The sequence below is a fragment of the Arthrobacter sp. AG1021 genome (assembly GCF_003633665.1).
In the GTDB taxonomy this organism is placed as follows: domain Bacteria; phylum Actinomycetota; class Actinomycetes; order Actinomycetales; family Micrococcaceae; genus Glutamicibacter; species Glutamicibacter soli.
Genome location: NZ_RBLB01000006.1, coordinates 614,745 through 635,967, shown reverse-complemented (window position 1 = coordinate 635,967; position 21,223 = coordinate 614,745). Strand labels below are relative to the sequence as shown.

At 66.5% G+C, this 21,223-nt stretch carries 18 protein-coding genes; 8 read left to right on the top strand and 10 right to left on the bottom strand.

The window, feature by feature from the left end; genetic code table 11:
- Window positions 1-26: 26 nt before the first annotated feature.
- Window positions 27-1,001 (bottom strand): aldo/keto reductase, encoded by a 975-nt coding sequence (locus tag DFO58_RS03135; RefSeq protein WP_120989533.1) that lies wholly within the window; start codon window positions 999-1,001, stop codon window positions 27-29.
- Between the two features lie 135 nt (window positions 1,002-1,136).
- On the opposite strand from DFO58_RS03135, the gene argG reads away from it, so the two are divergent.
- Window positions 1,137-2,564, top strand: coding sequence for an argininosuccinate synthase (gene argG, locus DFO58_RS03130; protein WP_053798351.1), 1,428 nt, complete (start codon window positions 1,137-1,139; stop codon window positions 2,562-2,564).
- A 129-nt stretch (window positions 2,565-2,693) separates the two neighbouring features.
- Here argG and DFO58_RS03125 read toward each other — a convergent pair whose 3' ends face one another.
- Genes DFO58_RS03125 through dxs form a run of 6 tightly spaced genes read right to left on the bottom strand, consistent with a single transcriptional unit; the run spans window position 2,694 to window position 7,041 of the window.
- Window positions 2,694-2,957: a hypothetical protein gene (locus tag DFO58_RS03125; protein WP_146955824.1), complete on the bottom strand. Its 264-nt coding sequence runs from the start codon at window positions 2,955-2,957 to the stop codon at window positions 2,694-2,696.
- Between the two features lie 44 nt (window positions 2,958-3,001).
- Complete coding sequence (locus DFO58_RS03120) at window positions 3,002-3,337, bottom strand: hypothetical protein (RefSeq protein ID WP_120989263.1); 336 nt, start codon at window positions 3,335-3,337, stop codon at window positions 3,002-3,004.
- A 6-nt stretch (window positions 3,338-3,343) separates the two neighbouring features.
- Window positions 3,344-3,835, bottom strand: a complete 492-nt coding sequence (locus DFO58_RS03115; protein ID WP_120989262.1) for a GNAT family N-acetyltransferase — start codon at window positions 3,833-3,835, stop codon at window positions 3,344-3,346.
- An 18-nt stretch (window positions 3,836-3,853) separates the two neighbouring features.
- Window positions 3,854-4,423: a hypothetical protein gene (locus DFO58_RS03110; protein ID WP_120989261.1), complete on the bottom strand. Its 570-nt coding sequence runs from the start codon at window positions 4,421-4,423 to the stop codon at window positions 3,854-3,856.
- Between the two features lie 60 nt (window positions 4,424-4,483).
- Window positions 4,484-5,077, bottom strand: a complete 594-nt coding sequence (locus tag DFO58_RS03105) for a DUF402 domain-containing protein (RefSeq protein ID WP_047119432.1) — start codon at window positions 5,075-5,077, stop codon at window positions 4,484-4,486.
- Window positions 5,074-7,041, bottom strand: a complete 1,968-nt coding sequence (dxs, locus tag DFO58_RS03100; RefSeq protein ID WP_053799427.1) for a 1-deoxy-D-xylulose-5-phosphate synthase — start codon at window positions 7,039-7,041, stop codon at window positions 5,074-5,076. The genes DFO58_RS03105 and dxs overlap by 4 nt, the downstream gene beginning before the upstream one ends.
- A gap of 291 nt (window positions 7,042-7,332) precedes the next feature.
- On the opposite strand from dxs, the gene DFO58_RS03095 reads away from it, so the two are divergent.
- The 7 genes from DFO58_RS03095 to DFO58_RS03065 are packed head-to-tail and all read left to right on the top strand — an operon-like array spanning window position 7,333 to window position 15,890.
- Complete coding sequence (locus tag DFO58_RS03095; protein WP_120989260.1) at window positions 7,333-9,813, top strand: GMC oxidoreductase; 2,481 nt, start codon at window positions 7,333-7,335, stop codon at window positions 9,811-9,813.
- Window positions 9,800-11,701, top strand: coding sequence for a hypothetical protein (locus tag DFO58_RS03090; protein WP_120989259.1), 1,902 nt, complete (start codon window positions 9,800-9,802; stop codon window positions 11,699-11,701). Before DFO58_RS03095 ends, DFO58_RS03090 begins: the two co-directional genes overlap by 14 nt.
- On the top strand, window positions 11,698-12,750 hold the full coding sequence (locus DFO58_RS03085) for an alpha/beta fold hydrolase (RefSeq protein ID WP_286163462.1): 1,053 nt from the start codon (window positions 11,698-11,700) through the stop codon (window positions 12,748-12,750). Before DFO58_RS03090 ends, DFO58_RS03085 begins: the two co-directional genes overlap by 4 nt.
- Window positions 12,747-13,673 carry an acetoacetate decarboxylase family protein gene (locus DFO58_RS03080; RefSeq protein ID WP_120989258.1) on the top strand — a complete coding sequence of 309 codons (927 nt, stop codon included), beginning with the start codon at window positions 12,747-12,749 and terminating at the stop codon, window positions 13,671-13,673. Before DFO58_RS03085 ends, DFO58_RS03080 begins: the two co-directional genes overlap by 4 nt.
- Complete coding sequence (locus DFO58_RS03075; RefSeq protein WP_147407177.1) at window positions 13,670-14,167, top strand: hypothetical protein; 498 nt, start codon at window positions 13,670-13,672, stop codon at window positions 14,165-14,167. The genes DFO58_RS03080 and DFO58_RS03075 overlap by 4 nt, the downstream gene beginning before the upstream one ends.
- Complete coding sequence (locus DFO58_RS03070; protein WP_120989256.1) at window positions 14,164-14,589, top strand: hypothetical protein; 426 nt, start codon at window positions 14,164-14,166, stop codon at window positions 14,587-14,589. Before DFO58_RS03075 ends, DFO58_RS03070 begins: the two co-directional genes overlap by 4 nt.
- Window positions 14,586-15,890: a patatin-like phospholipase family protein gene (locus DFO58_RS03065; protein WP_120989255.1), complete on the top strand. Its 1,305-nt coding sequence runs from the start codon at window positions 14,586-14,588 to the stop codon at window positions 15,888-15,890. Before DFO58_RS03070 ends, DFO58_RS03065 begins: the two co-directional genes overlap by 4 nt.
- Window positions 15,891-15,942: 52 nt before the next feature.
- Here DFO58_RS03065 and DFO58_RS03060 read toward each other — a convergent pair whose 3' ends face one another.
- The 3 genes from DFO58_RS03060 to DFO58_RS03050 form a co-directional block, all read right to left on the bottom strand.
- Complete coding sequence (locus DFO58_RS03060; protein WP_183043091.1) at window positions 15,943-16,725, bottom strand: aminoglycoside phosphotransferase family protein; 783 nt, start codon at window positions 16,723-16,725, stop codon at window positions 15,943-15,945.
- A gap of 274 nt (window positions 16,726-16,999) precedes the next feature.
- A complete protein-coding gene (gene acnA / locus DFO58_RS03055) occupies window positions 17,000-19,735 on the bottom strand; it encodes an aconitate hydratase AcnA (protein WP_183043090.1) in 2,736 nt (911 codons plus the stop codon).
- 164 nt (window positions 19,736-19,899) lie between these two features.
- On the bottom strand, window positions 19,900-21,222 hold the full coding sequence (locus DFO58_RS03050; RefSeq protein WP_120989252.1) for a class I SAM-dependent RNA methyltransferase: 1,323 nt from the start codon (window positions 21,220-21,222) through the stop codon (window positions 19,900-19,902).
- Window position 21,223 lies beyond the last annotated feature (1 nt).

The window sequence follows — 21,223 nt, the reverse complement described above, 5'->3', positions numbered from 1 at the left end:
CGCCGCATGGTGTTTTTAAGCTCCGTTTAGAACGGCGCGATCTTCTCCGGGGCCGGGAAGATCTCGTCCAGCTCCGCGCGCTCGGCCGGGGTCGGCACCCAGCTGACTGCCTGCGCGTTGGCCGTGATCTGCTCGGGACGGGTGGCTCCGGCGATCACCGAGGCGACCGGTTGCTGGGCCGCCAGCCAGGAGAAGGCCAGCTGGATCTCGGCGAGCCCGCGCGCTGCGGCGAAGTCGGCGAACTTCTGCAGCTGCTCGAAGTTGCTGGATTCCACCAGGTACTGCCGTGAATGCGTCAGGCGGCTTCCTTCGGGCGCGTGGCCCTTGGAGTACTTGCCGGTGAGCAGCCCGTTGGCCAGCGGGAAGTAGGGAAGCACGCCGAGCCCGAATTCCCTCGCAGCCGGAAGCACCTCCAGCTCTGCGCGGCGGTCGATGAGGTTGTAGTGGTTCTGGGCGGAGATGAAGCGTTCGGTGCCAAGCTCCCGGGCCACGTACTCGGCCTGCGCGATCTGCCAGCCGGACCGGTTTGAATGCCCGATGTAGCGGACCTTCCCGCTGGCCACCAGGTCGTCCAGCACCCGCAGGGTCTCCTCGATCGGGGTATTCGGATCCGGGGTGTGGAACTGGAACAGGTCGATGTAGTCGGTGCCCAGACGCTTCAGCGAGGCCTCGACCGCCTTGACGACATAGCGGCGCGATCCGCGCGCCGAGAAGTCTGGCCCATTGACCCCGCGCATGTCCATGCCGAATTTGGTGGCGAGGATGATGTCCCCGCGGGCGCTGCCCAGCGCGGCGCCCAGGCGGATTTCGGAAAGGCCCGGTTCACGCCCGTAGGTGTCGGCCACGTCGAACAGCGTGATTCCTGCCTTCAGCGCGGCGTGGACGACCGCGTTGGTCCCCTCCTGGGACTCGGTGGCGGTACCGGTCCGCCCCAGGTTGTTGCAGCCCAGACCGACGACGGAAACACTCAGGCCGCTGCGGCCAAGTTGGCGGAATTCCATGGACACCTCTTCACTTCATAGTTGTGCTCCGCTTCACTGGAGCGTCGTATACCCATAGGCTATCTGCTAGGTCTCCGCGCCCCGGCATTCAGTCTCAATTCACTACAATGCATATTTATCCATTAGGATGGAAACATGTCTAAAGTTCTTACCAATCTCCCAGTAGGCGAGCGCGTCGGTATCGCGTTCTCCGGTGGCCTCGACACCTCCGTTGCCGTCGCCTGGATGCGCCACAACGGCGCCATCCCGTACACCTACACCGGCGATCTCGGCCAGTACGACGAGCCGGACATCGACGCCGTTCCGGGCCGTGCCCTGGAGTACGGTGCCGAGGCTTCGCGCCTGGTCGACTGCAAGCCGGGCCTGGTCGAAGAGGGATTCGCCGCCCTGGCCTGCGGCGCCTTCCACATCCGCTCGGGCGGAAAGTCGTACTTCAACACGACCCCGCTGGGCCGCGTGGTCACCGGCACCCTGCTGGTGCGCGCCATGCGCGAGGACGGCGTGGACGTCTGGGGCGATGGTTCGACCTACAAGGGCAACGACATCGAGCGCTTCTACCGCTACGGCCTGATGGCCAACCCGAAGCTGCGCATCTACAAGCCGTGGCTCGACCCGCAGTTCGTCGCTGAACTGGGCGGTCGCCAGGAGATGAGCGAGTGGATGGTCGCCCACGGCTTCCCCTACCGCGACTCGGCTGAGAAGGCCTACTCCACCGACGCCAACATCTGGGGCGCCACCCACGAGGCGAAGACCCTGGAGCTGCTGAACAGCTCGATCGAGAACGTCGAGCCGATCATGGGCGTGAAGTACTGGGACGAAAGCGTTGAGATCACCTCGGAAGATGTTTCCGTCACCTTCTCCGCCGGCCGCCCGGTCGCCATCAACGGCAAGGAATACGTCGACCCGGTAGCCCTGGTCAACGAGGCGAACATCATCGGCGGACGCCACGGCCTGGGCATGAGCGACCAGATCGAGAACCGCATCATCGAAGCCAAGTCCCGCGGCATCTACGAGGCTCCGGGCATGGCGCTGCTGTTCATCGCCTACGAGCGCCTGGTCAACGCGATCCACAACGAAGACACCGTGGCCAGCTACCACAACGAAGGCCGCCGTCTGGGCCGCCTGATGTACGAAGGCCGCTGGCTGGATCCGCAGGCCCTGATGCTGCGCGAGTCCCTGCAGCGCTGGGTCGGCTCGGCCATCACCGGCACCGTGACCATCCGCCTGCGCCGCGGCGACGACTACACCATCGTCGACACCACCGGCGAGAACCTGAGCTACCACCCGGACAAGCTGTCCATGGAGCGCGTGGGCGACGCCGCCTTCGGCCCGGTGGACCGCATCGGCCAGCTGACCATGCGCAACCTGGACATCGCCGATTCCCGCGGCCGCCTGGAGCAGTACGCTGCCATGGGCCTGGTCGGCGGCACCACCGCCAAGCTGGTGGGCTCGCTAGAGGCCGGCGGCGCCGACGCGATCGTCGACGCCACCCCGGTGGACAGCGACGAGCTGGCTACCGACCGCGCCAACGAGCTGGCCGCCTTCGATTCAGGCACCGACTAGGCTCCGACGCCCCGGCGTTGAACGCTAAGAGCTCGGGCGGATGCTTCCTTGATTGGAAGCATCCGCCCGAGCTTTTTTGTTGCCTGGACCGCTGCGCGGCCTGCGCGCAGGGTTGCAGCGCGGCGGGGTTTAGGAGGTCAGCCCGTTGAGCGCCGCCAGGGACTGCAGGGCCATGATGAATCCGACCAGCGCGAGGAACCTGAGGGTGCCGTGCAAGGCCGCCCCGAGCCGGGTGTCCTTCGCCGGGAGCGTGACCGCTTCGTCCGCCAGCCAGGTGACCAGCGTGATCACGGTGCCGATCAACGCGATCTGCTCCTCGGGAAGCGACATCGTCTTGGCCAGCGCGAGCCCCGCGGAAAAGCCGACCAGCACCTGGGCGGCCGGCCACAGCATCGCTTTCAGGGTGCGGCGGGGCTTGGCCCGCTCGACGGCCACAGCTAGGCTTCGATCAGCTGCAGCAGCGGGCTGACCGCGATGGTGAAGCCGACCAGCGAGACGATGCGCAGCACCAGCCGGATGCGGGCGCCGGAGGTGGTGTTGGGTTCCGGAAGGCGGAATCCCTGCTCGACGATCCAGGCGGCGATCACCACGATCACGCCGGCCAGCGCCAGCTGCGCGTGGTCGACGCCGGAGAACAGCGAGGTGATGCCGATGCCGATGATGACGCCCACGCAGGCCTGGAACACCAGATGCAGCGGCACCCGGGTGGCCCCCAGGTGGGTTGGCTTGCGCTTGGCGCCGGCGGTGTCGTCCCGGTCTTCTTGAGGAATCATGAGTCCCTACTTCTGCTTGTCGTTGTGCGCGCCGTCGCCGGGCGCGAAATCTTGAAGTGTCCGGCACAGCAGCACTCCGGCTCCCCCGGTGAAGTGGACCGTGCCGAATCCGGCGGCCCGCGCCCCGAGGGTGAATCCCAGCGAACGCTGCAGCGCCAGCGAGGCGGTGTTCCGCGCATTCACCACGCACCAGGCGGCATCCGCCCGCTGCGCCACCCAGCTCAGCCTGGCCAGGCCCAAGGCCGTGGCCACTCCGCGGCGCTGCCAGCCGGGGTCGATCTCGACCCCGCCCAGGTAGTAGCCCGCCGGGGCCACCGGGTCCTGCGGATCCCACCACTGCGCCTTGGCCCAGCCGACCAGGCGCCCGTCCTCGGACATGGCGGCCAGCAGGCACCCGCCGGGAGCGAAGCGCTCCGGGGCGCTGGTGCGGCCCAGGCTGCGCGACAGCTCGCGCACGGCGCGGTAGTCCTGCGGAACCAGGGGCCGGATGCCCACCATGGATGCGCGCCGCGGAGCCTAGTCGAGGCTGAACGGCTTGGGCGGCATCGGGTAGGCCATGCGCGCCTGATCCAGGCCGTCGTACGGGGCGGTGGCGATGACCATCTTAGTGAAGTCCAGCTTGGCTTCGCGGATGCAGACCTTGATGGCGTTGACCGCGAGCTTCGGGGCTGGCGAGAGGATGCGGATGTTCAGCTTGCGGTTGCCGAAGTCGCTGGATTCCACGGTGCCCAGGCCGCGCCAGGCCAGGTGACCGGCCAGCGCCTCGGTGGCCTTGTTCTGCAGGTACTTGTCGCGCGCGGTGCCCTCGGCGGTCTTCAGCGCGTACTGCACGATGACCCAGGACTGCTCCTGGTCGGAGAGCTCCTTGTAGCCCTCGGCGGCGCAGGCCTCGACGAAACCGGCGAACAGCTCGTCGGCGCGGTCGGCGGTGACGTCCTGCACCTCGCTGGTCTGCGACATGTGGCCCACCGGACCGTGGTTGACCACGAACTGGCCCAGCTCTTCGTCCTCGAACTGCTGGAACCACGCTTCGCGGAACTGCAGTTCGTTCTTCTCGTTCATCCGGTAGGTGCGAATGATCGCCATCGGTCTCCCCCAGGGGTTGGTTTCTCGGTGTTTTGTCTCAAAGTGCGTGGTGTTGCCGGCTCAGCCGACGTGCTGCAGGCTGCGGGCCCGGACCAGCCAGCGCCTCCGGTGCTCGGCGTTGAATGGTGCCGCGTCAGCGCGGACCGCATCGAGCAGCACCTTGCTTTCGGCGCGGATCGAGCGCTGCAGGGCCTCGGGATAGCCCATGCTCAGGCGGTGCTGGTCGAACTCGTCCTCGTCGTCCAGGAAGGTGCCGCGGCTGTGCGAGCGGATCACATCGAGGTCCAGGTCGATGGAGTTCACTTCCCAGGCCCCGCGCTTCATCCGCCGCCAGCCGATGCTGCCGGCCAGGTCGATGTAGATGTCGAAGTCCTCGTCCGGATCGTCGTACAGCGTGGCGATCCACTGGCCTTCGGAGGGGAACAGGCACAGCGCGTCGCAGGCGGCCAGGTGCGCGGTTCCCGGACGGGAGACCAGCGATCCGGCCGGCTGGTGCACCCAGTGGCCGTACTCGTCGGAGCCGAGGTAGAAGCCGGGCACCACCCAGTGCGGGCTGGCGTCGTACTTCCAGGCGCGGGCCACCACCAGCGCGCCGGCGGCGACGCTCGCAGGGTTGCGGGGCAGCCCTTCGGGGCAGCCGGGCTGGGCGCTCACAGCTTGGGGATCTGTCCGGTGGGCAGGTCCTGGCCGGGCAGCGGCCGGGCGAAGGGGACCTTGGTGCCCAGCACCTGGGCCAGCGTGTCCCGGGCGACCTGCTGGGCGGTCAGGCCGACGCGCTCCAGCACCTCGGCACGGGTGCCGTGGGCCAGGAACTTGGTGGGCAGGCCCACTTCGTTCAGCGCGGTGTCCACCCCGGCGGCGCGCATCTCGGTGCGCAGGCGCGAACCGACGCCGCCGGCGCGCACCCCGTCCTCGATGCAGACCACGATGCGGTGGCGGGCGGCCAGCGAAATCACGGAGGACGGCATGGGCAGCACCCAGCGGGGGTCGACCACCGTCACCGAGACGCCCTGGCTGTTCAGCCGCTGGGCCACGTCCAGGGACAGCTCGCTCATCGCTCCGACGGAGACGATCAGCACGTCCGGCGCGGCGCGGTCGCCCAGCCGGGCCAGCACGTCCACGCCGTCGGGCAGCCGGTCGATGGACTCGACCTCTTCGCCCACGGAGCCCTTGGAGAAGCGCACCACGCTCGGGGCGTCGTTGATGTCCATGGCTTCGCGCAGTTCCTCGCGCAGGCGGGTGGCGTCGCGCGGGGCCGCCAGGTGCAGGTTCGGGATGATCTGGGTCAGCGCCATGTCCCACATGCCATGGTGGCTGGCGCCGTCCGGGCCGGTCACGCCGGCGCGGTCAAGCACGATGGTGACCCCTGCCTTGTGCAGCGCGACGTCCATCAGCAGCTGGTCGAAGGCGCGGTTCAGGAAGGTTGCGTAGACGCACACCACCGGGTGCAGGCCGCCGAAGGCCAGGCCGGCCGCGGTGGTCATCGCATGCTGCTCGGCGATGCCCACGTCCAGCACGCGGTCCGGGTGGGCGTCGGACATCTTTTTCAGGCCCACCGGCAGCAGCATGGCGCCGGTGATCGCCACAACGTCCTCGCGCTCGTCGGCGATCTTGGCGATCTCGTCGCCGAAGACGCTGGTCCAGCTCTGCGCGCTGGGCTTGGCGACCGGGGCGCCGGTGGCAGGGTCGATGACGCCCACCGCGTGGAACTGGTCGGCCTCGTCGGCCAAGGCCGGCGCGTAGCCGTGGCCCTTCTCGGTCAGCGCGTGCACCAGCACGGGGCCGCCGTACTGCTTGGCCTGCTGGAGCGCTTCCTCCACTGCGGCGAGATTGTGGCCGTCGATCGGGCCGATGTACTTCAGGCCAAGGTCCTCGAAGAGCCCCTGCGGGGCCCACCAGTCCTTGATGCCCTTCTTGGTGGCATGCAGCGACTTGTAGGTGAAGCTGCCGACCGGGCCGGAATCCTTCAGCCGGCCCTTGAGCTTGTCCATGGCGGACTCGTAGGCGGGGTGGGTGCGGAACTTGTCCAGCTGCTGGCGCAGTCCCGCGAGCTGGTCGGCCAAGCCGCCGATGGTTGGGGCGTAGGAGCGGCCGTTATCGTTGACCACGATCACCGCCTTGCGTTCCTTGTCAGCGGCGATGTTGTTCACCGCTTCCCAGACCATGCCGCCGGTCAGCGCGCCGTCGCCCACCAGGCCCACGGCATAGCTTTCGGTGCGGCCGGTCAGCTTATTGGCCCGGGAGATGCCGTCGATCCAGGACAGCGAGGACGAGGCGTGGGAGGACTCGACGATGTCGTGCTCGGATTCGCCGCGGTCGGGGTATCCTGACAGGCCGCCCTGCTGGCGCAGCGTTTCGAAGTTCTGGCGCCCGGTGAGCAGCTTGTGCACGTAGGACTGGTGGCCGGTGTCGAACACGATGGAATCGGTCGGCGAATCGAACACGCGGTGCATGGCGATGGTCAGTTCCACCACGCCGAGGTTCGGCCCCAGGTGGCCGCCGGTGCGGGCGACGTTGTCGATGAGGAAGGCGCGGATCTCCTGCGCAAGTTGGGTGAGCTGATCCAGGGTAAGCGCCCGCAGGTCGCTTGGTTTTTTAATGGTCTCGAGTAAAGACACAGTCATCCCCTTCACATTTCTGCCCATGCGGGCACCGCAAGTCCGTGCGAAACAACTAGTCTATCGCGCACTTGACTGCTCCCATTATCCGCCACCTTTTGGGCTGGAACCAATTTTTTGATGATGATGTTGGCTACGCCCAGCTTGGCCGCGGTCGCGACGACGGAAAAGAAACTAGAAGCTGTCGAATTTCCCTCTTTCCACCCTCGCGCCGCGTAGGTAAAATGAGCCTAATTCTGGACACGGGGCTTTCCACCTCGCGAATCTGCTAAGTCTTCCCAGGAGGGGGACATGGGGGAAATTCGTGCCGGCCAAGTGCCGACGGAATATGTAGATGCAGTTGTGGTCGGTTCGGGGTTCGGCGGTTCGGTGGCAACCTACCGCCTGGCCGACGCCGGCAAGCAAGTGGTCCTGATGGAACGCGGCCGGTCATACGGGCCCGGCGATTTCGCCCGCTCTCCGTCGGAGCTGTCCACCGCCTTCTGGGATCCCAGCGAAAAACTCTACGGACTGTTCGACGCGTGGACCCTGCGGGGCCTGGAGGGGCTGGTCTCCAGCGGCCTGGGCGGCGGCTCGCTGATCTACGCCAACGTGCTGCTGCGCAAGGACGAAAAGTGGTTCGTCAACGAATCCCCGCTGCCCGGCGGCGGGTACGAATCCTGGCCCATCGGATACCGCGATCTCGAACAGCACTACCAGCGCGTCGAGGACATGATCGGGGTGGACCGCTACCCCTACCAGGACACCGCCAAAACCAACGCCTTCGAGCAGGCCGCCCAGGCCGGCGGCCACACGGTGTTCCGTCCCCCGCTGGCGGTGAGCTTCTCCACCGATGCGGACTCCCCCGCCCAGCCGGGCCGGATGCTGCCCTTGGCGGACTACGGCAACCTCCACGGCAAGCCGCGCACCACCTGCACGCTGTGCGGCGAATGCGATCTGGGCTGCAACTCGGGCGCCAAGAACACCCTTGACCACAACTACCTCTCAGCTGCGGCGGCCACCGGCAACGCCGACATCCGCACGCTGCACGAGGTGCGCGGCTTCTCCCGCGCGTCGGACGGCAGCTGGCTGGTGCGCTACGTGATCCACGACCCTCAGCACCCCTCCTCAACCGGCGACCTTCCCGAACGGCTGATCCGCTGCGCCAAGCTGCTGCTGGCCGCCGGCACCTTCGGCACCAGCTACCTGCTGCTGCGCAACCGGATGACCTTGCCCGGGATCAGCCCGGCGCTGGGCACCCGCTTCAGCAGCAACGGAGACCTGCTCGGACTGCTGTTCAATGCCAGCGAGCAGGTCGAAGGGCGCACCGTGCCGCGCCAGCTGTACGGGAACCGCGGTCCGGTCATCACCAGCACCGTGCGCGTCGCGGACGCGCTGGACGGCAACGGCGCCACCGGCCGCGGCTACTACCTGCAGGACGCCGGCTATCCGGCGTTCTTCAACTGGCTCATGGAACTCTCGCAGTTCCGCGAGGCTCTGCCCCGGGCCGGCAAGGTAGCCGCCAAGATCATCGAGAACCGGCTGTTCCAGCGAAATCGCAGCAGCATATCTGCCGATCTGGCCATGGCGCTGGGCCCTGGACGCTTTTCCAGCACGGCGCTGCCCCTGCTGGGCATGGGCCGGGACGTGCCCGACGGGCGCATGTACCTGCGCGAGGGCCGGCTGGCAGCCGACTGGACGCTGTCCACCTCGCAGGAGTTCTTCGAATCCGTGCGCGGTGCCATGCGCGGCATCGGCGACCAACTGGGTGCTGCTTTCAACGACAACCCGCTGTGGAAGGCCCAGCGTGTGGTCACGGTGCATCCGCTGGGCGGGGCGCCGATCGGCGCCAACGACCAGGTCGGCGTCTGCGACCCGTGGTCGGAGGTGTACGGCCAGCCGGGCCTGTACGTGGTGGACGGCGCCGCCATGCCCGGCCCGGTCGGCCCGAATCCGTCGCTGACCATCGCCGCGATGGCGGACCGGGCCTGCGAGCACCTGCTCGAGCAGTCGTGGGCCTCCCCCGTCGTCGCGGCCGGCTCTTCCCTAGCCGGTGCGGCGCCGGAGGGCGGACCTGTTGACGCGCATACCGCGCAGGACCCGGCCGCCCCGGTCGAGCCACTGAATCCCCGGGCCACCTCGGTGGCGTTCACCGAAACCATGCGCGGGCATTTCACGCTGGGCGTGGGCGAGCCGGCCTCGGGCCTGGCACAGGCCTCGCTGCGCCACGAACGCATGATGTTCACCCTGACCATCACGGCCAAGGACATCGACCGCTTCACCGCCGATCCGCGCCACCCGGCGAGCGCCGAGGGCTTCCTCGACGCGGATGTGCTCGGCGGGCACTGCCCGGTGCTACGCGGCTGGTTCAACCTGTTCGTGCCGGATGAACAGGAACGCCGGCTGATGCTCTACCGCCTGCATGTCCAGTCCCCGGGCGGGCGGCAGCTGACCCTGGTGGGTTTCAAGGACATCCATGACGGGCCGGGCGTGGACCTCTGGCCGGATACCACAACCCTGTTCGTGCAGCTGCTGGAAGGCCACGTCTTCCCGCCGGCACCGGAACACCCTGCGGCCTCCGGGCTGCTGGCGGCCGAGGACCCGGCGGTGCTGGGATCCGGCATCCTGTATATCGAGCCGCTGGACTTCGCGCGCCAGCTCACGACCTTCAGGGCGCAGGGGCCGCGCAAGGTCCAGGCGCTGTCGGCCTTTGGCGGGCTGTTCCTGGGGTCGCTGTACCGCAGCTACCTTGCGCCGCGCCGTGTCCGGAAGAACGATCATGAACCAGCATGAGTTGGAGCAGTTCGAGCATGAACTGGGGTTCCGCCCGCGGCCGGCGGCGCGCTGGCTGTCCCCGCCCGAGCTGGTGCGCACCGGAATCAAGGCGCTGGCCGCCCAGGTCTTCCTGGGGTTCATGGACAACCGGGAGATGCAGAGCATTTTCCCGCAGCGAGCCATGGACCTGGCCGAATTCCCGCCGCAGGAGCAGGGCCGCTGGATCGACTTCATCGCGGATCTCGGCGATGGTTTCGACGCGACCTACACCATGGCCTGGGCGCTGGCCCAGCCCGAGCTGCAGGTCCAGGCCGCGCAGCCCGGCCAGCCGCCGGTAAGGCTGCCCAAGTCGCAGCTGCTGGTCATGGGCGGGGACGAGGTCTACCCGGCGGCCTCCGAACGCGCCTACGAGGACCGGCTGGTGCGACCCTACCGTGCCGCTTCGCTTCCGGGGCCGGCGGCCGCGCTGCTGGCCCTGCCCGGGAACCACGACTGGTACGACGGGCTGACGGCCTTCGAACGCATCTTCTGCCAGCAGGCGAAGATCGGCGGGTGGCAGACCCTGCAGTCCCGTGGCTACTTCGCCGCGCGGCTGACCAACCTGGAAGCCAACACGGTGCTGAAGACCTGGTGGCTGGTCGCGCTGGACAGCGAGCTGGGCAGCTACATCGACCGGCCGCAGCTGCAGTACTTCGAGGCGGAGGTGACGCGGCACCTGAAGCCGGGCGATGCGATCATCCTGTGCGCCTCCTCCCCCACTTGGGAGGTCACCGGCACGTTGCCGGACGGCGACCCGAACGCGAACAACGCGTTGCGCTACTTCGAGAACCACTACCTGCTGCAGTGCACGGACCCGGCGACCGGGGAATCGACGCCTACCGGGGCGCAGATCCGGGTGCGGCTGAGCGGGGACAAGCACCACTACGCACGCTACGCCCAGCTGCACGAGCAGGCCGGACCCGAGGACCCGCGCCGCGAGCAGCTGCTGACCTGCGGCCTGGGTGGCGCCTTCCTTTCGGGTGCCCGGCACCTGTCGCCCGAGCTGCTGTTGCCGCCCACCGGTTCGCGGGAGATGGTGAATCCGGCTGAGCGCCAGCGGTATGCGCTGGCCGAGACCGTGTTCCCGACCCCGACGCAGGAGCGGGCGCTGCACTGGCAGCTGGCCAACCCGTTCAGCGCGTTTTTCCTGCCTTGGCGCAACCCCTGGTTCAGTACCGGGCTGGGCGTGGTGCACCTGGCCTGCTTCATGTTCTTGTGCACCGTCTTCTCCGGAATCACCGGCGACTCGTATCCCGAGGCGCTGGGTTCGGGCGACTGGGTCCACGCCGTGGGCATCGTGGTGTTCCTGTTCGTGGTGCCGCTGCTGATCGCCCTGCTGCTGTGGCTGGCGCGCAATGCCCGGGGGCTGTTCCAGGACGGGTCTGAGGCCTCCGGGAAATCCAATCCGATGGTGCAGCCGCTGCTGATCGTGGGCCTGCAGCTGTTGTTGGCCTCGGCCATTTTCACCGGGCTCATCGCCCTGCCCTGGCAGCGGAACTGGAGCGCAGGGTGGATCACCGTGCTGCTGGCGGCGGTCTACGCCACGGTGCTGGGCGCCGCCGTAGGCACGATGGTCTTCGCCCTGCACCTGGTGTTCGCCCCGCCCGGGGCTGTGGGCAGGTTGAAAATGACGGCGCTGGCCTACGAGGACGGCAAGGGCTTCTTGCGGATGCACCTGCGCGACGACGGCACCTTGGTGATCTACCCGGTGATTGCCGATACCGTCGTCCACGACTGGGATACCGGACCCAGCACCCAGAACCAGATGCGCCCGGTGCCCGCCGACGGGCTGCCGCCGCTGCGGCTACTGGAAAACCCGATCACCGTGAGCATCAACGGCTTCAGCACCCCGGGAGGTGTCCAATGACCACCATGCAGACTACCCGCGCCGATCATGCGACCGAGGTGGTGCAGTTCCGCGCCGACGACGGGCTGCCGCTGACACTGGTGCATGTCGCCTCGCTGCGCCGCCCGGACGCCCCGCGCGGGCCGGTGCTGCTGGTGCACGGGGCCGGGGTGCGCGCCGAGCTGTTCCGCCCGCCGATCGCGCGCACCCTGGTGGACGCCCTGCTGGATGAGGGCTGGGACGTGTGGATGCTGAACTGGCGTGCGTCCATCGACCTGCCGCCGGTGGCCTGGACGCTGGACGACGCGGCGGTGTTCGACCATCCTGCGGCGGTGCGCGAGGTGCTGGCGCGCACCGGGGCGGATTCGCTGGCCGCGTTCGTGCACTGCCAGGGCTCGACCTCCTTCACCATGGCCGCGGTGGCAGGGCTGCTACCGCAGGTGCGCACCATCGTCTCCAACGCCTGTTCGCTGTTCGTGGATGTCCCGTGGGTATCCCGGCAGAAAATCACCCACCTGCTGCCGCTGCTGGGCGGGTTCACCCCGATGCTCTCCCCGCGCTGGGGCTACAAGTCCCAGGGCTACTTCTCGCGCATCGTGCGTTCGGGGGTGAAGCTGACCCACCACGAATGCGACAACACCGTGTGCCGGCTGGTGTCCTTCACCTACGGGGCGGGGCACCCGGCCCTGTGGTCCCACGCGAACCTGGACGATGCCACGCACCGCTGGATCATCGGGGAGTTCGCCGGCGCCCCGCTGTCTTTCTTCCGCCAGATGGCCGGGTGCGTGAAGGCCGGATACCTGGTGCCCACCGGGCAGCACAGCCAGCTTCCCGACTCGCTGGTGGACGGGCCGCCGCGCACCGAGGCACGGTTCTCCTTTATCGCCGGGGCGGACAACCGGTGCTTCCTGCCGCAGGGGCAACGGCGCACCTACGAATTCTTCGACTATTACGCCCCCGGGGAGCACTCGCTGCACGTGATTCCCGGCTACGGACATCTGGATCTTATTTTCGGCAGGGATGCCTGGCGCGACAGCTATCCCTTGATCCTTCAGGAGCTTGCATCATGAATCTTCTACCCCCGCTGCGCTCGGCGCTGCGCCTGCTGCCCTCGGCACTGCCGGCTCGGCAGCGGCAACTGTCCGGGCAGAAGGCCACCGTGGACGGCATCAGCTACGTGCTGCCGGTCAATTCCGAACCCTCGCCGGTGCTGATGACCGCGTTTCCCATTGACGCCCGTGCCGCCGCGAAGCTGATCCCGGGCGAAGAGCTGCATCCGTTCAGGCTGCCAGGCGGACGCTCGCTGCTGGTGGTCACCGTGATCAACTACCTTGCCACGGACATCGGCGCCTACATCGAATACTCGCTGGCGCTGGCTGTCACCCGTGGCATGCGCCCGGCACCGCCGCTGCTGCCCATGCTGTTCCAGAAAACCCTGAACCTGGGGCAGTACGTGGTGGATTTGCCGGTGAGCACTGAAATTTCGGTCAAGGGCGGCAAGGGCATCTGGGGCATGCCGAAGCACCAGGCCAGCTTGGACTTCAAGGTGACGGATCGGACGGTGTCCAGCGCCTATGAGCTGGACGGGGTGAAGGGCGCGCTGGTGGAGATCGACCGCCCGGCGCCCACCGCGCTGCCGCTCAAGGTCGGTGCGGTGAACTATTGCTCGTTCCGCGGCATGCTCTACAAGTCGAGCATCTACTTCCAGGGCACCGCCGACGTGTCGATCGGCAGGCAAGCCAAGGCGCGGCTGGAGTTCGGAGACCTGCCGCAGGTGGCCGGGCTGGCGGGACTGGATTTCGACCCGCAGCCGGTGTTCACCCTGTATATTCCCGATTCCCACGGGGTGCTCGATGACCACTACGAGGCGTGGTTCCAGTACGGCCGGGACCGCGCCCCCTACGGCGGGGACGGCATGGATTCGGTGGTCGGGCTGGGACTGGGCGAAGAATGGCCCGATCCGCCGCGGCGGGGCGAAAGCCGCGTCCAATGAGTACTGCCCTGGCTTGGACCGCACTGATTTCGGCACTGGTGACGGTCTTCGGCGCATCGTTGTATCTCGGATTCATGACGGTGGCGCAGTTCTTCCTGCGCCCGGTATTCCTCGGCTTGCGGCTCGATGAGCTGTCAACGGTCTTCGCCGTGCCCATCACTGCAATCACCCGCTTTCTGGGGATCATGTTCCTTCCCTTGTTGGTCGCCCCGCTGATCCAAATATGGCTGGGACGCACCCACGTGTGGACGCTGGTATTCTCTATCGCCGCCGCCGCGTCGTACATTTTCCTGGCCTTGTGGTACGCACTGTCCATGCGTCCGGTTAACCAGCAGCTGCTCACTGGAGCGGTGTCCGAAGAGCCGGAGTTGCGTGCCAAGATGCACCAGTGGGTCTCGCGCAACTGGGCGAGATTCTATGCAGCACTGATTTACTGGGCGGCCGCGGTCGGCTATCTGCTGGCAGGCCATGAACTGTGGGAGACACTGCCATGAAACGCACACACGTCGAATCCGGCCCCGCGTCCATGCTGGCTCGCGCGGCACTGGGGATCGGAGCGTTGACAGTGGTGTCCGGCGCAAGCCAGGCAGCAGCTCCGGGACTCGTGCTGAAGCTCGTGGGAGCCGAGAATTCGCCGGCGACCCGCCAGCTGTTCGGAACGGTCGGGATGTTCATGACGATCACCGGCGGGCTGTTGACCCATTCGATGCTTTGCCGCAAGTCGATGCGCCTGACGCTGTTCTGGTCCGTGGTCCAGAAGGCCGGCGCGGTCGGCGCGGTGGCGATCGGGGTGCACCGCGGCGTGTTCGCCCGCCGGGCGCTGGCCGTCGCGGCGTTCGACCTGCTCTCGGCCGCGGTGCTGGCTGCTGGCTTGGGCGCGACGATGCTCCCGAAGCATGAACGGACGCAGCAGTGAAACGCTCGCTGGTGCTCGCCGGGGGCGGCATGCGCGTGGCCTGGCAAGCCGGCGTATTGAAGGCCCTTGAGGAAGCGGGCCTGGAATTCACCCACGTGGACGGGACTTCCGGCGGAATCCTGAACACCGCCATGATGCTCTCCGGCCAGGATGCCGAGCAGATCATGAAGCACTGGGCCTCGGTCAAGGTCTCCAACTTCTCCTCGCCGCTGCCGCTCCGAGACTACCTGCGAGGGCCTTGGAACCTGCCGGCGTTTTCCAGCCCCGAGGCCATGATCACCAAGCTCTTCCCTTCCATGGGGGTGGATGTGGACGCCATCCGGAAAAGCAGGATCCCGGGAACGTTCAACATCGCGAACTTCACCGAGAAGCGTAGCATCGCGGTCTCATCCAAAGACGTGGACCCGCAGCTGCTGGCGGCGGGCATGAGCTTGCCGATTTTCACCGCGCCGCTGCATCGCGACGGGGCCACCTGGACCGATGCGGCGTGGATCCGGGATGCGAATATCACCGCTGCGCTGGATCATGGCGCCAGGGAAATCTGGCTGCTCTGGTGCGTGGGCAACTCCCCGTACTGGGGCAAAGGCCCGCTGGAACAGTATGTGCACATGATCGAGATGAGCGCCACCGGCGGATTGCTCGCTGATTTCGAGCAGGCCAAGGCCGCCGGACGTGAATTCGTCCTGCATGTCATCAAACCGGAGCATCCGCTGCCGCTGGACCCGGTCTTCTATCTGGGGCGGATCAGCGCGTCCACGCTGATGTCCATGGGCTACCGGGACGCGGTCGCCTATCTTGAGCGGTCTCGGCCGGAAGGGGTTCGGGCCGATTACCGATGCACCGCCATGACCGATGGGCCGGTTGGCGTCAGTTGGAGCGAGCGCCTTTCCGGGCATGGGTTCGGGCTGAACTTGACCGTGTGGCTGCCGCTGGATGATGCGGTACCCGGAGCAGTCACCGGTTTCCTCGCCAAGCGGCGCGTGAAACACCTGGTTCCGTTGGCCGACGGCAGCATCGTGCGCACCGCCAGCAGCTGGGAGTACCGGGCGCGGGCCCGGATCGATGGCGACTGGGTGCCAGTGGCCATCCGCCGCGAAGTTCCTGCCGGGGAATCGATCTTCGACCAGCTCCCCCGGGCCGAGGCCGACATCGGCACCCAGCATCCGAACCTGCGGATGGGATTGTGCGGACGGATCCGCATGCTCATCTCGCTGGAGCCCTTCGGTGCCCACGGACTTCGACAGCGCATCTTCGCCGCCAGGGACGTCTTGAAGATGCTGCGCACCGCACGTTCCGGCTAGGGCTGCCGCCGCAGCGGAAGTCCGGAGAGAGACCTGAACCAGTCCAGGGTCTTCAGCACCCGGCGAGCTGCAAGGCCCGGCCGAGCATACGATGGCCCTGGGCTTCGAAGTCCTCGGCGCCGAGGCGGTAGGCATAGATGACCGTGCCGATGGCTTCATGCAGGCATTCGATCGGCCAGCTGCGTGCCTGCCGCGGGTCTCCGCCGTAACCCTGCAGGAAGGCCGATTCAAGTTCGGGATGCCCCAGCCATTGCTGGTTGGCCAGCCGCGCCAGGTCCGTGGACGGTGCACGGTAGTCGAAACGGCCGAAATCGATGACCTTCAATTTTCCATGGTCGCTTAACCAGTTGCGCGGCTGCCAGTCTCCGTGGGTTGGTACCAGCCGGACCGGCCGTGGCTGATAGGCCCGCAGGACCTCGTACGCCCGGCGCTCGTTCTCCGGATCGATCCGGTGCTCTTGGCTGAGCCGTTTAAGGCTCATCGCCAGCAGCTTGGATTCATATGATGAGTCAAGATGCCCCTCGCCCTGATGCAGGGTTCGCAGGGCGTCTCCAGCTTGCCGGTGGAATTCCGGGTCCAGTTCCCGTGCGGTGTGCTCGCTGAGGCCTCCGGGAAGATATTCAAGGATCATGAGCCTGGCCGAGGAATCGGCGAAAAGCAGCGCAGCGCCGTACCCCGACTCGACCAATGCCGCCGTCGGCCCTTGGTGAGCTGCAAGTTCACGCTCGAAATGATGGTTCGAAGATCCGGCGCTTTTCAGGATGTAGTCGCTACCCGCCGTGCGCAGGTGCAGGACCAGGGTATCGGTTTCGTGCCAGGAAAGGTCGGCGGTCATGGTGCAGCCCGGAAGCCAGCGTTCGACAGCATCGAGTTGTGCGGGATCAAGGAATTGATCAAGAAGGAGTTTTCGAGTCGTCATCTCGCGCATCGCTGTTTTCATCATGGCAGGGCTGGTTGGCGGTCCGGGTGGATCCGGGCAGCTACTTGGTGCCCGAACATTCTTGCACGATTAAAACGTGAGACCCAAGGCCGGGGCCTTGGGTCTCACGGTGTTCCGGTGATGCGGAACTACCTAGGGTTCACGTCGATCAGTGATCTAAGCAGAGTCCTTAGTTGGCGGCTGCGATCTGGCGCAGCACGTACTGCAGGATGCCACCGTTGCGGTAGTAGTCTGCTTCACCCGGGGTGTCGATACGCAGGACTGCGTCGAACTCGACGACCTTGCCGTCTTCAGCGGTTGCGGTGACCTTCAGGGTCTTCGGGGTGACACCGTTGTTCAGTTCGGTGACGCCGGAGACTGCGAAGGTTTCGGTACCGGTCAGGCCCAGCGAGTCAGCCGACTCGCCTTCTGGGAACTGCAGCGGCAGAACGCCCATGCCGATCAGGTTCGAGCGGTGGATGCGCTCGAAGGACTCGGTGATGACGGCCTTGACACCCAGCAGCGCGGTGCCCTTGGCAGCCCAGTCACGCGAGGAGCCCGAACCGTATTCCTTGCCGCCCAGAACGACCAGCGGGGTGCCGGCAGCCTTGTAGTTCTCTGCAGCGTCGTACACGTACGACTGCGGAGCGCCTTCCTGGGTGAAGTCGCGGGTGAAGCCACCCTCGACGCCGTCCAGCAGCTGGTTCTTGATGCGGATGTTCGCGAAGGTACCGCGGATCATGACTTCGTGGTTGCCACGGCGCGAGCCGTAGGAGTTGAAGTCCTTGCGATCCACGCCGTTCTCGATCAGGTAGCGACCAGCCGGGGTGTCCGACTTGAAGGAACCTGCAGGCGAGATGTGGTCGGTGGTGACCGAGTCGCCCAGCTTCAACAGCACGCGAGCGCCCTCGATGTCCTGGACCGGCTGCGGCTCGGCGGTCATGCCCTCGAAGTATGGCGCCTTGCGGGCATAGGTCGACTTCTCGTCCCATGCGAAGGTGTCGCCCTCAGGGGTGTCCAGTGCCTTCCAGCGGGCGTCGCCCTCGAAGACTCCGTCGTAGCCCTTGGCGAACATGTCCTTGTCGATCGACGAGTCGATGATCTGCTGGACCTCGACAGGCGATGGCCAGATGTCCTTCAGGAAGACGTCGTTGCCCTCGGTGTCCTTGCCCAGCGAATCGGTCTCGAAGTCGAAGTCCATGGTGCCGGCCAGGGCGTAGGCGATGACCAGTGGCGGGGAAGCCAGGTAGTTCATCTTCACGTCCGGGTTGATGCGGCCTTCGAAGTTGCGGTTGCCCGAGAGCACCGCGGTGGCGGCGAGGTCGTTGGCCTGAATGGCCTCGGAGATCTCGGTATCCAGCGGACCGGAGTTGCCGATGCAGGTGGCGCAGCCGTAGCCGACCACGAAGAAGCCGAGCTTCTCCAGGTATGGCAGCAGGCCGGAAGCCTCGTAGTATTCGGTGACGACCTTCGAGCCCGGTGCGACCGAAGTCTTGACCCATGGCTTGGAGGACAGGCCCTTTTCGGCGGCGTTGCGAGCGAGCACTGCTGCTGCAAGCATCACCGAAGGGTTGGAGGTATTGGTGCACGAGGTGATCGATGCGATCGAGACCATGCCGTGGTCGATGGTGAACTTCTGTCCATCTTCCTTGGTGACCTCGACGGCTACCGATGGACGGCCGACGCCCTGGGTGTCCTCGGTGACCGACACGTAGTTGTGCAGGTCCTTGCGGAACTGCTCCTTCGAGCTCGACAGCTCGATGCGGTCCTGTGGACGCTTCGGGCCGGCGATCGATGGAACCACGGTGGACAGGTCCAGTTCCATGTACTCCGAAAAACGGATCTCGCGGCTTGGATCGTGCCACATGCCCTGTTCCTTGGCATAAGCCTCGACCAGTGCGATGTTCTCTTCGCTGCGGCCGGTCAGGCGCAGGTAGTCGAGGGTGACATCGTCGATCGGGAACATGGCGGCGGTCGAACCGAACTCAGGGGACATGTTGCCGATGGTTGCACGGTTGGCCAGCGGCACTGCTGCCACGCCCTCGCCGTAGAACTCAACGAACTTGCCCACAACACCGTGCTTGCGCAGCATTTCGGTGATGGTCAGCACCACGTCGGTTGCGGTTGCTCCGGCAGGGATCGAGCCGGAAAGCTTGAAGCCGACAACGCGTGGGATCAGCATGGAGACAGGCTGGCCGAGCATTGCTGCCTCGGCCTCGATGCCGCCAACGCCCCAACCCAGCACGCCCAGGCCGTTGACCATGGTGGTGTGCGAGTCGGTGCCGACGCAGGTGTCAGGGTAGGCACGCAGCACGCCGTCGACCTCGCGGGTCATGATGGTGCGCGCCAGGTACTCGATGTTGACCTGGTGCACGATGCCGGTTCCCGGCGGGACGACCTTGAAGTCGTCAAACGCGGTCTGGCCCCAGCGCAGGAACTGGTAGCGCTCGCCGTTGCGCTGGTACTCGATCTCCATGTTGCGCTCGACGGCGCCTTCGAAACCGAAGGTGTCGATCTGCACCGAGTGGTCGATGACCATTTCGGCAGGAGCCAGTGGGTTCACACGGGTTGGGTCGCCGCCCAGTTCCTTGACGGCCTCGCGCATGGTGGCAAGGTCGACGACACATGGAACGCCGGTGAAGTCCTGCATGATCACACGGGCCGGGGTGAACTGGATTTCGGTGTTCGGCTGTGCCGAAGCATCCCACTGTCCCAGCGCCTTGATGTGCTCGCCGGTAACGTTCGCACCATCTTCGGTGCGAAGCAGGTTCTCCAGAAGAACCTTAAGGCTGTAAGGAAGGCTTTCTGCGCCTTCGACCGTATTCAGTCGGTAAATTTCGTATTCGGTTCCATTGACGTCAAGTACGCCCTTGGCACCGAAGCTGTCCACATTGCTCACGTGGGACTCCTCTCGCCAGACACTCATTCTGTTGCACGCACACACTCGCATTCCAGTTAGGAGTTCCTAACTGAGATTCTCATGCTTGTATCGTTGCAGAGCTAAAAACAGTCTATCGCCAACTAGGACAAAAAGAATGAACGGGGATAATTTTCCGCCAAATTCGTGTCCAAACGGCAATATTCGATGGTCTAACGGCGCACGAAGAGCCCAATCGACTCCATATGGTGGGTGTGCGGGTACAAATCGTGAATCTCCATGTGCGCTAATTCGTAGCCGCGCGAGGTCAAACGAGCGGTGTCCCGGGCGAAAGATGCGGGGTCGCAGGAGACGTAACAAATGCGCGAAACGCCGCTGGAACCCAATTCGGCGGCCACCTGCTTGTCGATTCCGGCCCGCGGCGGGTCGAGCACCACCGCATCGAGCTGGGCGTCGCGCGCGACCTGGCGCAGCACGCGCTCCACGCGTCCGCGGATGACGCTGGCCTGGCGCAGCTCGCGCAGGTTCTTCTTGGCATCCGCGTGGGTGCCGGGGGCGCCCTCGATGGAGAACACGCGCCCCTCAGGGCCCACCGCCTTCGCCAGCGGCAGCGAGAACAGGCCCGCCCCGGCGTACAGGTCCGCGATTTGCTCGCCGCGCGCCGGCTCGGTCAGCTCCATGACCCGCTCGCTGAGCACGGTGGCCGCCGCGCGGTGCACCTGCCAGAAGCCTTCGCCGGTGATCCGGAAGCTCTCCCCCAGCACCGACTCCTGCAGCCAGCTGCGCCCGGTCAGGGCCTGCAGCTCGCCGCGGCCGTCGGCGGCCGAGCCGCCCTGCTGGCTGAAGGCCGCCACGTTCACGCCCTCGGGGAACTGGCGGGCCGCCTTGCGGGCGGCGCCGGGGCGGGATTCGGCCAACAGGATCAGCACCGTGGAATCGTCGCTGCTGGAAACCGCGGCCTCCACCCGCTCGATGCCGGAGAAGTCCATCGTGTACAACCCGGTGCGCTCGATGGCCGGGTGGGCCAACGGCATGGAGTCGATAGCTGTGAGCGTATTGCTGCGGAAGCCGCTCATGGCCAGTTTGCCTTCGGCGTCCACCGAGTAGGACATGCGGGTGCGCCAGCCCAGGCCGTCGTCCTGTCCGGCCACCGCCTGCACGGCCGGGAAGTTGCAGTCCTCGGCCTTCATCCCACCCAGCCGGGTCAGCTGCTCGGCGGCCACCGCGGCCTTCAGCTCGCGCTGGTGCTCCAGAGTGATGTGGCCGAATTCTGCGCCGCCCACCGGGTCGCGGTGGCGCAATGCGTCGGCCGCCTCCCAGAAATGCGGCACGCGGTGCTCACTGGCCTCGTGCACCTCGACGACATCCGCGCGCCAGAACTTCGCGTTCTCGCCGCTGTCGGTCAGCCGGACTGTGACCAGCTCGCCGGGGATGCCGTGGCGGACGAAGATGACCCGCCCCTCGTGGCGGGCCACGGTGTGTCCGCCGTGGGCGATGGCGCCCAGACGCAGTTTCAGGGTGGGTGATTCGGTCACG